The sequence below is a fragment of the Acinetobacter sp. Ac8 genome (assembly GCF_055392545.1).
This window is the reverse complement of sequence record NZ_AP043689.1, coordinates 4,614,860-4,629,095: the sequence shown is the minus strand read 5'-3', so window position 1 is coordinate 4,629,095 and position 14,236 is coordinate 4,614,860. Positions and strand designations below refer to the sequence as shown.

At 40.9% G+C, this 14,236-nt stretch carries 18 protein-coding genes; 13 read left to right on the top strand and 5 right to left on the bottom strand.

Annotation, left to right across the window (positions count from 1 at the left end; genetic code table 11):
- Nucleotides 1–112: 112 nt before the first annotated feature.
- On the bottom strand, nucleotides 113–1,033 hold the full coding sequence (locus tag ACZ5QH_RS21970; RefSeq protein WP_303577759.1) for a Dyp-type peroxidase: 921 nt from the start codon (nucleotides 1,031–1,033) through the stop codon (nucleotides 113–115).
- A 162-nt stretch (nucleotides 1,034–1,195) separates the two neighbouring features.
- Here ACZ5QH_RS21970 and ACZ5QH_RS21965 point away from each other — a divergent pair, with 162 nt between their 5' ends.
- Nucleotides 1,196–1,816, top strand: coding sequence for a LysE family transporter (locus ACZ5QH_RS21965; protein ID WP_004823696.1), 621 nt, complete (start codon nucleotides 1,196–1,198; stop codon nucleotides 1,814–1,816).
- Between the two features lie 72 nt (nucleotides 1,817–1,888).
- Nucleotides 1,889–2,509, top strand: a complete 621-nt coding sequence (locus ACZ5QH_RS21960) for a LysE family translocator (protein ID WP_303577760.1) — start codon at nucleotides 1,889–1,891, stop codon at nucleotides 2,507–2,509.
- Between the two features lie 34 nt (nucleotides 2,510–2,543).
- On the opposite strand, the gene znuB is transcribed toward ACZ5QH_RS21960, so the two are convergent.
- The 3 genes from znuB to ACZ5QH_RS21945 are packed head-to-tail and all read right to left on the bottom strand — an operon-like array spanning nucleotide 2,544 to nucleotide 4,618.
- Nucleotides 2,544–3,344 carry a zinc ABC transporter permease subunit ZnuB gene (gene znuB, locus ACZ5QH_RS21955; RefSeq protein ID WP_004723435.1) on the bottom strand — a complete coding sequence of 267 codons (801 nt, stop codon included), beginning with the start codon at nucleotides 3,342–3,344 and terminating at the stop codon, nucleotides 2,544–2,546.
- A gap of 3 nt (nucleotides 3,345–3,347) precedes the next feature.
- Nucleotides 3,348–4,148, bottom strand: coding sequence for a zinc ABC transporter ATP-binding protein ZnuC (gene znuC, locus ACZ5QH_RS21950; protein WP_056518356.1), 801 nt, complete (start codon nucleotides 4,146–4,148; stop codon nucleotides 3,348–3,350).
- Complete coding sequence (locus tag ACZ5QH_RS21945) at nucleotides 4,121–4,618, bottom strand: transcriptional repressor (RefSeq protein ID WP_004723431.1); 498 nt, start codon at nucleotides 4,616–4,618, stop codon at nucleotides 4,121–4,123. The genes znuC and ACZ5QH_RS21945 overlap by 28 nt, the downstream gene beginning before the upstream one ends.
- A 138-nt stretch (nucleotides 4,619–4,756) precedes the next feature.
- Between ACZ5QH_RS21945 and ACZ5QH_RS21940 the strand changes: the two genes are divergently transcribed.
- The 10 genes from ACZ5QH_RS21940 (at nucleotide 4,757) to ACZ5QH_RS21895 (ending at nucleotide 12,966) form a co-directional block, all read left to right on the top strand.
- Nucleotides 4,757–5,599 carry a metal ABC transporter solute-binding protein, Zn/Mn family gene (locus ACZ5QH_RS21940; RefSeq protein ID WP_004823702.1) on the top strand — a complete coding sequence of 281 codons (843 nt, stop codon included), beginning with the start codon at nucleotides 4,757–4,759 and terminating at the stop codon, nucleotides 5,597–5,599.
- Between the two features lie 171 nt (nucleotides 5,600–5,770).
- The gene (locus ACZ5QH_RS21935; RefSeq protein WP_004723429.1) at nucleotides 5,771–6,169 is read left to right on the top strand and encodes an ATP synthase subunit I; all 399 of its coding nucleotides are present in this window, start codon (nucleotides 5,771–5,773) and stop codon (nucleotides 6,167–6,169) included.
- Between the two features lie 103 nt (nucleotides 6,170–6,272).
- Nucleotides 6,273–7,148 carry a F0F1 ATP synthase subunit A gene (atpB, locus tag ACZ5QH_RS21930; RefSeq protein WP_004723427.1) on the top strand — a complete coding sequence of 292 codons (876 nt, stop codon included), beginning with the start codon at nucleotides 6,273–6,275 and terminating at the stop codon, nucleotides 7,146–7,148.
- Nucleotides 7,149–7,231: 83 nt separating this feature from the next.
- Nucleotides 7,232–7,477 (top strand): F0F1 ATP synthase subunit C, encoded by a 246-nt coding sequence (gene atpE / locus ACZ5QH_RS21925; RefSeq protein ID WP_000424060.1) that lies wholly within the window; start codon nucleotides 7,232–7,234, stop codon nucleotides 7,475–7,477.
- Nucleotides 7,478–7,516: 39 nt separating this feature from the next.
- Nucleotides 7,517–7,987, top strand: a complete 471-nt coding sequence (locus tag ACZ5QH_RS21920) for a F0F1 ATP synthase subunit B (protein WP_004723424.1) — start codon at nucleotides 7,517–7,519, stop codon at nucleotides 7,985–7,987.
- Nucleotides 7,988–7,998: 11 nt separating this feature from the next.
- A complete protein-coding gene (locus ACZ5QH_RS21915) occupies nucleotides 7,999–8,535 on the top strand; it encodes a F0F1 ATP synthase subunit delta (protein ID WP_004823704.1) in 537 nt (178 codons plus the stop codon).
- Nucleotides 8,536–8,595: 60 nt separating this feature from the next.
- A complete protein-coding gene (gene atpA, locus ACZ5QH_RS21910; protein ID WP_004723422.1) occupies nucleotides 8,596–10,140 on the top strand; it encodes a F0F1 ATP synthase subunit alpha in 1,545 nt (514 codons plus the stop codon).
- 88 nt (nucleotides 10,141–10,228) lie between these two features.
- Complete coding sequence (gene atpG / locus ACZ5QH_RS21905) at nucleotides 10,229–11,098, top strand: F0F1 ATP synthase subunit gamma (protein WP_004723421.1); 870 nt, start codon at nucleotides 10,229–10,231, stop codon at nucleotides 11,096–11,098.
- A gap of 26 nt (nucleotides 11,099–11,124) precedes the next feature.
- Nucleotides 11,125–12,519: a F0F1 ATP synthase subunit beta gene (gene atpD / locus ACZ5QH_RS21900; RefSeq protein ID WP_004723420.1), complete on the top strand. Its 1,395-nt coding sequence runs from the start codon at nucleotides 11,125–11,127 to the stop codon at nucleotides 12,517–12,519.
- Nucleotides 12,520–12,546: 27 nt separating this feature from the next.
- A complete protein-coding gene (locus ACZ5QH_RS21895; protein WP_004823705.1) occupies nucleotides 12,547–12,966 on the top strand; it encodes a F0F1 ATP synthase subunit epsilon in 420 nt (139 codons plus the stop codon).
- A gap of 99 nt (nucleotides 12,967–13,065) precedes the next feature.
- On the opposite strand, the gene ACZ5QH_RS21890 is transcribed toward ACZ5QH_RS21895, so the two are convergent.
- Nucleotides 13,066–13,839, bottom strand: coding sequence for a tRNA(His) guanylyltransferase Thg1 family protein (locus ACZ5QH_RS21890; protein ID WP_004823707.1), 774 nt, complete (start codon nucleotides 13,837–13,839; stop codon nucleotides 13,066–13,068).
- Between the two features lie 96 nt (nucleotides 13,840–13,935).
- On the opposite strand from ACZ5QH_RS21890, the gene ACZ5QH_RS21885 reads away from it, so the two are divergent.
- Complete coding sequence (locus ACZ5QH_RS21885; RefSeq protein ID WP_303577761.1) at nucleotides 13,936–14,235, top strand: hypothetical protein; 300 nt, start codon at nucleotides 13,936–13,938, stop codon at nucleotides 14,233–14,235.
- Nucleotide 14,236: the final 1 nt, after the last annotated feature.

Here is a 14,236-nt window from a genome sequence, read left to right as displayed (position 1 = left end):
ATTGTTATTATTGTAAACACTTAGGTTGGGTGAACAGAAAAGCTGATCAAAGTCAGCTTTTCTGTATTCGAGAGATAGATCATTCAAAGTTAAACGTAGCTACTTTCTTATTTTAGTCTTCCAAAATTTCTTCCAACACTTCTTCATTCGGTGCAAAGAAATAAGCACCATCCATAGGTGTTACAAAGTGCAGCAAACGGTCATGAATCCCATCGCTTTGAGTACCAAACATATTGACTAGCATACGATCAATACGGGTTAAGTCTTTGGTATAGGCAATAAAAAATAGACCTTGCTCGCCTTGACCATCACCATAAGGAAGAGAGTGGCGCAGAATTTCTAATTCTTCACCTTCATTATCTTCAATGACAACGCGCGCAATATGGGCATTTTCAGGTTTGTGTTCATCGTCCATCTCAATACTTTCTAATTTAGAACGACCAATCACATTTTCCTGTGCATCAACTTTTAAACGTTTCCACTTTTCAAGCTCGTGTACATAACGTTGTGCAAAAATAAAAGAACCATCTTCAAAAATACCTGAATCTTCACCTAATAACGCAGTCTCAGCACGATCATCAGGGAATTGAGGATTTTCAGTACCATCAATAAAACCAGTCAGGTCACGACCGTCGAGATAACGGAAGCACACCCGTTCATCCAGAACTTCAACTTGATTTTGGATACCATCAAAAAAGGATTGGCTAAGCGCAAAGCAAATATCTGTACGTGCAGACGCAATATGAATGAGTACATCAGCAGGAACCACAGGCATCTCAAATGCGCCTTGAATTGGTTCTAACTGTTTAAACCCTTCAGGAGTTGTATGATAAAGTTTTGCCCAAAGTTCAGGACCAAAAGCGATTGAGGTTTTAATTTCGGCTTCAGGATGTTGAGTGATTAGGCGATCACGTGTACTTAACAACGCATTGAGTTGTTCTTTTAAGCCATCAATAGACAGATTTTTTAAATTTAAAACAATGAAACGAGCATGATTAGAAGGTAAAGGTAGAATTACAGATTGGGCTGTCATATGGTGATGGCTCCTCAATTTTTATTTATCAATCCCCTTATTGTGCATGATCAAGCAACAGCTGAATAGTAAAGTCTTATACTTTTTACCAATTAAATTAATCGAAATGTATCGTTTTAAAACCGCTATAATAGCGTGTTAAAAGTTTTCTATCCTTTTGTTATGTCGTATCAAGTCTGGTTTGCCTATATGTTGGCGTGCTGGGTGATCAGTATTTCACCTGGTGCGGGTGCGATCGCGTCTATGTCGAGCGGTCTAAATTATGGTTTTCGCCGTGGTTATTGGAATGCAATCGGTTTACAACTGGCATTGTTGGTTCAAATTGCGATTGTCGCAGCAGGGGTTGGGGTGTTGTTTGCAACCACACCGCTGGCGTTTTTCGTGGTGAAATGGTTTGGGGTTTTATATTTATTGTATTTAGCCTACATACAATGGACGACGAAAACACAGTCGATAGATATCCCAACTGAGCAACCGACAAAATCTATTCCCAAGCTGATCTTATATGGCTTTATTGTCAATATCAGTAATCCAAAAGCTATCGTCTTTTTACTTGCTGTTTTGCCACAGTTTTTAGACTTGTCTAAACCACAATGGATTCAATATGTGATTATGGCAGTGACCATGATCACGATTGATTTGATTGTCATGGCTGGTTATACGGGATTGGCAGCCAAAGTGTTAAGACTATTAAAATCACCAAAACAACAAAAATATATGAACCGTACTTTTGCCGTATTGTTTAGCTGTGCCGCTGGCTTATTAAGCCTAGTGCACCAATAAAAACATAGGCGATTAACTGAGTTATATGTTAGAGATTTGACCATATAAATAAGCCATTGTTTCGAGGATGCTTTGAATTATTTAGAATTTTATTTGTATGCCATTAGTGTGATTATCATGATTGCAACGCCTGGTCCAGTCATGATCTTGGTTGCAAGTGCAGGTTTAAAAGGTGGCTACCGACAGTCTTTACTGACCATTATTGGGACAAATTTGGCTTCTTTGGTACTTATTACAGCCTCTATTTTAATTTTAAAAGGCATGTTTAGTGTCAATGAAACCCTCTTCTTGATCATTAAAGTTTTAGGATGTCTTTATATTGCCTATCTAGGTTATGGAATTCTAAAAGAAGTGTTATCCCAACAGGAGCATCAACTCAATACGATGTTGTCGCCTGTGGATGGTGGTCTCAGCAAAGGCTTTTTAGTGGGTATCTCAAATCCTAAAGATATCCTTTTCTTTTCATCATTTTTCCCGCAGTTTATTCATATTCATGCTGATATAAATACCAGTCTGGTTATCTTAGTTGTGACATGGATTATTTTAGATTTTCTCACATTATCTTTGGTCTATCTGTCGTTTAATAAGCTTTCTAAAAGTCAAATTTATCCAAAAATATTAGGGCTTTGCGGATTAATTCTGATTGTCATTGCTGTATATGGATTATATGTTTCGTTAAAAAGCATGGTTTAAATATTGATTGGGGCCTAAAGATGGAATTGATCCATCAAGCCATCTTTCTTACTTTCATTACACAGAAAATCACAGCAAACAGCAAAGACATGGTTAATACGATGCTTAGCCCTGTAGAGATGTTCAGGGCTGCACTTGACCATAACCCCACAGTCACACCAATTTGAGCAATCACAAACGCCCCCATCACCATTTGTTTCGGTGAGTGAGAAATAAGACGTGAAGCCAGTGCGGGGATGACCAATAACGCCCCCATCAATAACGAACCGACGGCACGTAAAGCGAGTACGGTGAATAAAGCCAATAACAACATAAAAATTAAGCGTTGCCATTTGGCGTTTACGCCTTCACTTACTGCAATATCAGGGTCAATCGCAATTTGAATTTGTGCTTGCCAGTAACGGTAGAGAACAGCTAAAGCAACAATAATCACAGTTGCAAAAATAGGTAGGTCTGACCACTCAATTGTTAATAAATCGCCAAATAAATAACTTAATAACTCAGGACGTAATGCGGGTAAATGTTGAATTAACAATAGACCAGAACAAAGTAAGGTCGCAGCACATAATGCAAGTAAGGCGTCATTGGGTAAACGCGGGTCATGTAAAACCCAAAGTACAGCCACCAAGAGGATCGCAGTAAAGGTAACTCCGACCCAAAGCGGTAAAGTTAAAACAGCGGCTAAAGCGACACCCAGCAAGGTACCATGTGCCATCGTGTCAGCAAAGAACGACATTCTACGCCATAGCATCAAACAACCTAGCGGAGCTGTTAGAAACACTAAAAGTGTTCCCATAATCCATGCAGGTAACAGTAATTCTAACCATTCCATCATGGTTTAAGCTTCCGGTTCTGGGTGAATGTGTGGATGTGGGCCATGTTCACAAGTTTTGGCGGAGTCACCATGTGCACAATGGTCATGATGGTGTTGGTAAAAAGCGTGGTATTTTCCAAAAGTATCACCAAACAAAGCTTGATACTCTGGATGCTGCTGAATACTGTCAGGTAAACCACTACAGCAAATGTGCTTATTTAAACAGACAACTCGCTGAGTGCCTTGCATTACCCATTGTAAATCATGAGACACAATTAAAATGGCGCAACCATAACGTTGTGGCAGGCTACGCACATATTCATACAGTTCAGCTTCAGATTGGATATCTAAACCTTGCATAGGTTCATCTAAAACTAAAATATCGGGTTGGCGTAATAAAGCACGCGCTAATAAAACCCGCTGACGTTCACCACCTGAAAGTTGTTGTACTTTAGCGTACTCTAATTTGGCAATACCAGTATCTCGAATGATTTCAGCTTTAATGGCCTTATCACATTTCTCAAGATCCAGTAGATCTTTAACTCTTAAAGGCAGACTATGAGAGGGGTTAAATTTTTGTGGTACATATGCCAGTTTAATTTTTTTTGGGCTGATAATTTTGCCCGCATTGGGTTTTAAAATACCCAATAATACTTTGATCAGGGTTGATTTGCCTGCGCCATTGGGACCAATAAGCGTGACAATTTCTTTTTCTTGTAATGAAAAATCTATATTTTTTAGAATGTCACGATCATCAATTCGGACATTAATTTGTTGCAGTTGAACGAGAGGGGAGTTTACGCTTTGTTCGAGCACTGCTGACATATTCCTGAAATCTCAATAATACTGTGATGTGCATTGAAGTGATCTGACGCGGCTAAGTGGTTTAATTCTTGAATCAAACCTTTTGCTGAAGCTTCTTTCACTGTATGACATTCAGTGCAAATTAAAAATGCGGCTTGATGTCCTTCACGTGGGTGACAACAAGGGATATAAGCATTAATAGAAGTTAAACGATGAATAAAACCTTTTTCTAAGAGAAAATCTAAGGTTCTATACACAGTAGGTGGTGCAGCTGGACGTTCTGCAGCACCTTTCATCTTGGCTAAAAGATCATAAGCACCTACAGGACCTGAGGCATTCAAAATTAATTCAAGTACTTCTTTACGCAAAGGGGTAAGGCGGGCACCTGAGGTTGCACAAAGGCTTTCTGCTTCTGATAAACGAGCTTCTACATTGAGATGATCGTGTACACCATGCAAAGTATCATGCTGCTCGTGTGAACATAAGCTCATATCAGACCTCAAAACTTGTTATTTGAATGGAAGAGAATCGCAAATATTAACATGAAGCTCTATCAACTTACGAATGGCGTAGGTATTTTTTAACTTCTGTTATACTATAACATAAATTTTTTTTGGTAATACACTCCCATGAATCGCATTATCGCCTTTTGCTTATGTGCATTATTTATTAGTGTCACTTGGGCTCAAGCGCCTTTAGTGGTGTCAACTCATCCTATTTATTTGATTGCAAAAGAAATAACAGAAGGCGTAGAAGAGCCTGTTTTACTTTTGGGAAATCAAACGGGGCATGATGTGCAACTTACACCAGATAATCGCAAAACGATTATGGACGCTTCATTGGTGATTTGGCTGGGAAAAGAACATGAAGCGCCTTTGGAAAAAGTTTTAGGCGAGAATGCGAAAGCGATTTCAATACTCAATTCAGGCATTATCCAAGCACTTCCTTTAAGAAGTCCAAAAGGTGTTGCACTGAAAGATACGATTGATACACATGTGTGGCTAGATCCAAATAATGCTGTACGTATCGGTTTTTTTATTGCAGCCTTACGTTCACAACAACATCCAGAAAATAAAGCAGCATATTGGAATAATGCGAAGAAGTTTGCCAGTGAAATGCTGCGCGTTTCACAGAAAAGTATTAGTGCTGGTAGTGCACGCCCATACTGGGCTTATCATGATGCTTACCAATATTTAGAACGTTCATTAAACTTAAAATTTGCAGGTGCGATGACAGATGATCCGCATGTTGCGCCGACTGTGACTCAAATCAAGTTTTTAAATGACACGAGACCTTACAAAAAAATGTGCTTGCTGGCAGAAGGCAGCGCAAGTCCAAGTCAGTACCGAAAATTGGGTGAAATTTCATTTCAAGCGGTAGACGAAACTTTGGCTAAACAACAAGATTTTGTGGTTGCATGGCAGACTTTGGCTCAACAAACACAAGCTTGCGTACTTAATGCACGGAAATGATGCAAAAATTAATCAACAATTGTTCATATGCAAAGCAACCTGTATATCGAAAAAAACACGACTAAGGTCGGGAAAAGATTGCATGTTCAGGGGTGTAACTCTATAATGCCTGCGATTAAAAACGATCATCAGCTAAACTTGTCAAGCATTTATGCTGTGAGTGGATAAAAAATGAGCCAAACTAGTCGCTTGATTGACCGACGATTAGCAAAAGCTTTGGTCTATTTGCAAGCGTTTATGATTCCTGTTTCAGCCTTGGTAGCGTGGGTCTTGAAAGACTCGACTGCGGCTCTGAGTGCAGCGTTAGGTGCACTGATATGTTGGCTTGCCAGTTGTTATTTTTCTTGGCAGTCGTTTCGAGCAGCAGGGGCACGTGCTTCAAAACAGGTTCTTTCGAACATGTATAGAGGCTTAATGGGCAAATTTGCAATTGTGATCGTTGGTTTCATTTTAATTTTATGCAATGTCAAACCGTTATCTCCGGTGGCATTGTTTTGTGGTTTTATTCTCGTTCAAGCGATGTCGTGGATTGCACCTTTTTGGGTAGCACGACAACAAAAACGAGTATAAGCGCAGCAGAAATTGAAAATTTTTTTGGGGATTAACGAGATATCATGCAGCACGCGATATTCGTTAACTCTATTTATTATTTGACATTGACCAGGTGTGATTTATGGCTGCTGAAGAACATGCCCTGACTTCGACCGAGTATATCAAGCATCACTTGACCAATATGACCTATGGCAAAATGCCAGATGGTACTTGGAAATTGGCTGAAAGTGGTGCAGAAGCTCAACAGATGGGGTTCACTGCTATCCACTTGGATTCAATGGGTTGGTCAATTGGCCTTGGTGTGATTTTCTGTTTGATATTCTGGTGCGTAGCGAAAGCTGCAAACTCTGGTGTTCCTACCAAGTTCCAGTCTGCAATCGAAATGATTATCGAGTTTGTTGACTCAAGTGTTCGTGATACGTTTCATGGTAAATCACGTTTAATTGCGCCTTTAGCCTTGACCATTTTCGTGTGGATTTTCCTCATGAATGCGATGGACTTAATTCCTGTTGACTGGATTCCGTATACAGCTCAATTGATTGGTGCAAACGTATTTGGTATGGACCCTCACCACGTTTACTTCAAGGTTGTTCCATCTACAGACCCTAACATTACCCTTGGTATGTCTTTGTCTGTATTTGCGTTGATCTTGTTCTATAGTATTCGTGAAAAAGGCATCGGCGGTTTCGTTGGTGAATTGGCACTTAACCCATTTAATCCAAGTAACCCAGTTGCAAAAGCGTTATTGATTCCAGTGAACTTAATTCTAGAATTAGTAACATTCCTTGCACGTCCAATTTCATTGGCACTCCGATTATTCGGTAACATGTATGCGGGTGAGTTAATCTTCATTCTTATCGCGTTGTTACCTTTCTGGATCCAGTGGGCGTTGTCTGTGCCTTGGGCTATCTTCCACATTCTTGTTATTACATTGCAAGCCTTCATTTTCATGATGCTAACAATCGTATACTTGAGCATGGCAAGCGAAAAACATTAATGGTATTGCCTAACTGTCATCCGGTGGTTAGGTATAATTTTTTTACTTTAATTTGGTATAAACCTAACCTCTGAGGAATTATCATGGAACTCACTTTAGGTCTAGTTGCAATTGCATCTGCTATCTTGATCGCTTTTGGTGCTTTAGGTACTGCGATTGGTTTTGGTCTTTTAGGCGGCCGTTTCCTTGAAGCTGTTGCTCGTCAACCAGAATTGGCTCCACAACTTCAAACTCGTATGTTCTTAATCGCAGGTCTTCTTGATGCTGTGCCTATGATCGGTGTTGGTATTGGCTTGTTCTTCATCTTCGCTAATCCATTTGTAGGTTAATCAGCTTAATTCCGAAATTCACTATTTGAGGAATTTGCAATGAATATCAACCTCACATTGTTTGGCCAAGCGATTGCATTTGCGATATTTGTCGCATTCTGCATGAAGTTTGTATGGCCACCACTAATCAATGCGATTAGTGAGCGTCAGCGTAAAATCGCTGATGGCTTAAATGCTGCAGAGAAAGCGAAAGCTGATCTTGCTGATGCACAAGCACAAGTTAAGCAAGAAATTGATGCGGCGAAAGCACAAGCGGCTCAATTGATCGAACAAGCGAACCGTCGTGCGGCACAATTGGTCGAAGAAGCGCGTACTCAAGCATCTGCTGAAGGTGAGCGTATTCGTCAACAAGCGAAAGATGCTGTTGACCAAGACATCAATTCTGCTCGTGAAGAATTACGTCAACAAGTTGCTGCTCTTGCAGTTGCTGGTGCAGAGAAAATTCTGAACCAACAAGTTGACGCAGAAGCTCATAATGCCATGCTGAATCAGCTGGCTGCTAAACTTTAAGAGAGGCGAATATGGCTGAATTCTTGACGTTGGCACGCCCATACGCTAAAGCAGCATTTGCTTATGCATCTGAGCAAAATGCAACTGACGCTTGGTCAAATGCATTACAACTGCTCAGTGCTGCGGTGCAAGATGAAGCATTCTCCGCTTATTTAAATCGCCCTGAGTTGACACCTGCAGAGCAGGTTGATCTTTTTGCGAAAGTTTTAGGTAATGAACAAACTGCGGCTGTGTCAAACTTTTTGACACTTCTTGCAGACAATGGCCGTTTAGCATTGTTACCTGAAATTGACACAGAATTTGAGCAACTCAAATCGCAAAATAACAACACTGTAGATGTTGTGATTGAATCCGCTTTTCCATTGGATTCAGTACAAGAACAGAAGTTGGCTCATGCGTTAGAAAAACGCTTGAACAGCGCTGTGAAAGTTACAGTTGAAGTAAATCCAGCATTGATTGCTGGTGTTGTTATTCGTGCAGGCGACCAAGTGATAGATGATTCTGCGCTTAGCAAGCTTGAAAAAATGCGGACTCGTCTTCTAGCGTAATTGTTAAAAATAACTACGTCTAAAGAAGACTGAACTTTAAAAAGATTGAGGTATAGCGCAATGCAACAACTGAATCCATCCGAGATCAGTGCGCTCATTAAACAGCGTATCGGCGATCTGGACACCAGCGCGACCGCTAAGAACGAAGGGACCATTGTTATGGTTTCCGACGGTATTGTGCGTATTCACGGCCTTGCTGATGCAATGTACGGTGAAATGATCGAATTCGACGGCGGCTTATTTGGTATGGCACTGAACCTAGAACAGGATTCAGTGGGTGCCGTTGTCTTAGGTAACTACTTAAGCCTTCAAGAAGGTCAAAAAGCTCGTTGCACAGGTCGTGTATTAGAAGTTCCGGTTGGTCCAGAACTTTTAGGCCGTGTAGTAGATGCTTTGGGTAACCCGATTGATGGTAAAGGCCCTATTGATGCAAAACTTACTGATGCTGTTGAAAAAGTAGCACCAGGTGTAATTTGGCGTCAATCAGTGGATCAACCTGTACAAACTGGTTATAAATCAGTAGATACAATGATCCCTGTTGGTCGTGGTCAGCGTGAGTTGATCATCGGTGACCGTCAAACTGGTAAAACAGCAATGGCGATCGATGCGATCATTGCTCAAAAACAATCAGGCATTAAGTGTGTATACGTTGCGATTGGTCAAAAACAATCAACAATTGCAAACGTAGTACGTAAGCTTGAAGAAACTGGCGCTATGGCGTACACAACTGTTGTAGCAGCTGCTGCAGCTGATCCTGCAGCAATGCAGTATCTTGCTCCATATGCTGGTTGTACAATGGGCGAGTACTTCCGTGACCGCGGTGAAGACGCACTTATCATTTATGATGACTTGTCTAAACAAGCTGTTGCTTACCGTCAAATTTCATTGCTTCTTCGTCGTCCACCAGGTCGTGAAGCTTACCCAGGTGACGTGTTCTATCTTCATTCACGTCTACTTGAACGTGCTTCTCGTGTATCTGCTGACTATGTTGAGAAATTCACTAATGGTGAAGTTAAAGGCCAAACTGGTTCATTAACTGCATTGCCAATTATTGAAACTCAAGCGGGTGACGTATCTGCATTCGTACCGACAAACGTAATTTCGATTACTGATGGTCAGATCTTCTTAGAAACATCATTATTCAACGCAGGTATTCGTCCTGCTGTGAACGCGGGTATCTCTGTATCGCGTGTTGGTGGTTCTGCTCAAACGAAGATCATCAAAAAATTGTCTGGTGGTATCCGTACTGCTTTGGCGCAATACCGTGAATTGGCAGCATTTGCTCAGTTCGCTTCTGACCTTGATGAAGCAACTCGTAAGCAACTTGAACATGGTCAACGTGTAACTGAATTAATGAAGCAAAAACAATATGCTCCATATTCAATTGCTGACCAAGCTGTTTCAATTTATGCATCTAACGAAGGCTATATGGCTGACGTTGAAGTGAAGAAAATCGTAGACTTTGATACTGCGTTAATTTCTTACTTCCGTTCAGAACATGCTGCGTTAATGCAAAACATCGATGAAACTGGTAACTACGACAAAGACATCGAAGCTGCAATCAAAGCAGGTATTGAAAGCTTTAAAGCGACTCAAACTTACTAATTTCAATGTATGTTGTTGTTAGTTATGGTTTGGTTCACGGATCAACCTTCGGAAGCTCGAAAGGGCTTTCGAATACTAGGTTAAGCGTATGGCAAATTTAAAAGAAATTCGCGCCAAAGTAGCTAGTATCAAGAGCACGCAAAAGATTACTCGCGCGATGCAAATGGTAGCAGCTTCTAAGATGCGTCGTGCGCAAGAGCGCATGGCTCAGGGCCGTCCGTATGCCGAAAATATGCACCGTGTAATTGCTCATTTGGTCCAAGCGAATCCTGAATACAAACATCGCTATATGGTTGAACGCCCTGTAAAACGCGTTGGCTATATCATTGTTTCTTCAGATCGTGGTCTTGCTGGTGGTTTGAACATTAACTTGTTCAAAAAAGTGGTAAAACACGTACAACAGCAACAAGAGCAGTCAATTGAAGTTCAATTTGCTTTAATTGGTCAAAAAGCGGTTTCGTTTTTTAAAAACTACGGCGGTAAAGTACTTGGCGCAACTACGCAAGTAGGTGATGCTCCAAGTCTTGAACAGTTAACTGGTTCTGTACAGGTGATGTTAGATGCATTTGATAAAGGCGAGTTAGATCGTATTTATCTTGTGTCAAACGGCTTTGTCAATGCCATGACTCAAAACCAAAAAATTGAACAACTTGTTCCTTTAGCTGCGGCTGATACGGACGAGGATCTTAACCGTCAATATGGTTGGGATTATCTATATGAACCAGAAGCTGAAGAGCTTTTAAATGGTTTATTGGTTCGTTACATTGAGTCTATGGTTTATCAAGGTGTGATTGAAAACATCGCATGTGAGCAGTCTGCTCGTATGGTTGCAATGAAAGCTGCAACTGACAACGCAGGTGATCTTATCAAGAGCCTACAACTCATTTATAACAAGCTGCGTCAAGCCGCGATTACTCAGGAAATTTCTGAGATCGTTGGTGGTGCCGCTGCCGTTTAACATTATTTTGAATTGAGGAGACAGCAATGAGTAGCGGTCGTATCATTCAGATCATCGGCGCGGTTATCGACGTCGAGTTTGAACGCAATAGCGTTCCTAAGATCTATGACGCTCTCCAAGTTGACGGTACTGAAACTACTTTAGAAGTTCAGCAACAACTTGGTGATGGTGTAGTTCGTACCATCGCAATGGGATCTACAGAAGGTCTTAAACGTGGTCTAAACGTATCTAATACTGGTGCACCTATTTCTGTACCTGTAGGTACTGCATGTTTAGGTCGTATCATGGACGTTCTTGGTCGCCCAATCGACGAAGCTGGTCCAGTTGCGACTGAAGCGCGTTTGCCGATTCACCGTCAAGCACCTTCTTATGCTGAACAAGCTGCTTCTACTGACCTTTTAGAAACTGGTATTAAAGTCATTGACTTACTTTGCCCGTTTGCTAAAGGTGGTAAAGTTGGTTTATTCGGTGGTGCCGGTGTTGGTAAAACTGTAAACATGATGGAATTGATCAACAACATCGCGAAAGCTCACTCAGGTTTATCTGTGTTTGCTGGTGTTGGTGAGCGTACTCGTGAAGGTAATGACTTCTACCACGAGATGAAAGATTCTAACGTTCTTGACAAAGTAGCAATGGTCTACGGTCAGATGAATGAGCCACCGGGTAACCGTTTACGCGTAGCGTTAACTGGTTTGACCATGGCTGAATACTTCCGTGATGAGAAAGATGAAAACGGTAAAGGCCGTGACGTATTGTTGTTCGTTGACAACATTTACCGTTACACATTGGCTGGTACTGAAGTATCTGCTCTTTTAGGTCGTATGCCATCTGCAGTAGGTTACCAACCAACGCTTGCAGAAGAGATGGGTGTTCTTCAAGAACGTATTACATCGACTAAGTCTGGTTCGATTACATCTATCCAAGCGGTATATGTACCTGCCGATGACTTAACAGATCCATCGCCTGCAACTACATTTGCTCACTTAGATGCAACTGTAGTATTGAGCCGTGACATCGCATCTTCTGGTATTTACCCAGCGATCGATCCACTTGACTCTACTTCACGTCAGTTAGATCCACTTGTTGTTGGTGCTGAGCATTATGAAATTGCACGTTCTGTACAGAACGTATTGCAACGTTATAAAGAGCTTAAAGACATCATCGCAATCTTGGGTATGGACGAGTTAGCAGAAGAAGATAAGTTGATTGTTTACCGTGCGCGTAAAATCCAACGTTTCTTCTCTCAACCGTTCCACGTAGCTGAAGTGTTTACTGGTGCTCCTGGTAAACTTGTACCACTTAAAGAAACAATTCGTGGCTTTAAAGGTCTTCTAGCTGGTGAATACGATCACATCCCAGAACAAGCGTTCTATATGGTTGGTGGTATTGACGAAGTGATCGCTAAAGCCGAGAAGCTTTAATTAGCAACTCTAATTTAGGAGATTCACATGTCGACTATGCAATGTGATGTTGTAAGTGTTAAAGAGTCTTTGTACTCAGGCACTGTGACAATGCTTATCGCAAAAGGTGCTGGCGGTGAATTGGGTATCATGCCTGGTCACGCTCCGTTAGTCACTTTGCTCAAGCCGGGCGCAATTCGCGTTCTGCTTGAAAACGGTACAGAAGAGTTAATCTATGTATCTGGGGGTGTTCTAGAAGTTCAACCGCATGTTGTTACTGTGCTTGCAGATACTGCAGTTCGTGCTGACAACTTAGATGAAGCTGCAATTCTTGAAGCACGTAAAAATGCTGAACAATTGCTTGCAAATCAAAAAAGCGATTTGGACTCTGCTGCTGCTTTGGCTGCTCTTGCAGAAACTGCTGCTCAGTTGGAAACCATCCGCAAAATCAAAAACCGCGCGCTATAAGACGCAGTTTGAGATTGAAAAACCACCCGCGAGGGTGGTTTTTTTATGCAATTAATGTATGGATGATTCAAATTTATAACAACTCATCATGCTAGAAACTTATCCTTGGGGAGTGTCCAATAAAAATTGTGTTTGTATAAATTGACTATAATCCTCTCCCAAAGGTAATTCATAGTCTTTAAAAATGTGTCGACGAGTTGATACTGTCGACTGTTTAGTTTTCGGATTAAAACCACTTTTTTCAATTTCTGTCCAATATAAACCTGTGCCACGCTTTTGCCATGATGGCAATTCATTGAAGTTAATGTCACGGCTAAAGAGTAAATCATGCTTCTCTTGGCGAGATAATCCTTTTACTTGGTCGGTTGCATTTTTTACATTTTCTCCTTCCTTGCGCAACATCCAATAGCAATGTGCATTGAGTGCGTTGCGATGAGCATCTTCATGACGCCAACGAAAATAATCTTCAACAGTTTTTGCATTGGGCAGTATACAAATTCGAGCATCAAAAGTTGCCATCTCACCATGTAATACACTGAATTTTGCACTGGCTTCTGCGGCTAAAATAGAAATAATTTTTCGTGTTTTACGATTAAAGCTGTCATCTTTTAAATGAAACAGTAAGGAGATTTCATCGCTTTGTGTATAGCCATAAATAATATTAAAACCACATTGCATTAAGTGAGCTGTTGTTTCGACCATCAAGTCCCTAAAACGAAGGTCAAAGGGCGCTTCAAATTTCCAAATATCTTTGGTGAGTTTGGTAAAGCCACGTCCATCCAAACGCACAACGATATATTGTTCTGGTGGTACACAGAAATCATAAGCTGTTTCATAAACACGTAATCGTGTATCTAGATCATCAAATCTCATGGTTAAATTTCTTCGTTGTTCTCATGCTAAAGTTATATTTCATCACTGACTAGTTTTAGCATAATCTAAACAATAAAAAAGGATATATAGAAGACAATGCACCTCATTGACCAACAAGCGCAATTTTGGGAACTGTATCAAACGCAAGATGACTACTATCTCAGTATAGCCGTAGATATGAGTTCTGTTGTTTCATGTTGGGATATTTATTTAACCGAAGTAGAAATTCTGGCGTATCACAACAAAGGTCGAATTGCGATCGAAGATTTGGCAAATTCAATTGTGGCTGAAACCTATCGTGGAGATTTTTCCAATATAGCCGCTCGTAAGGTACCTAAAGAAATACAACAACAGATGCAAACCGCATTTAAAACATGGCGGTTGGCTCAAGATTAAA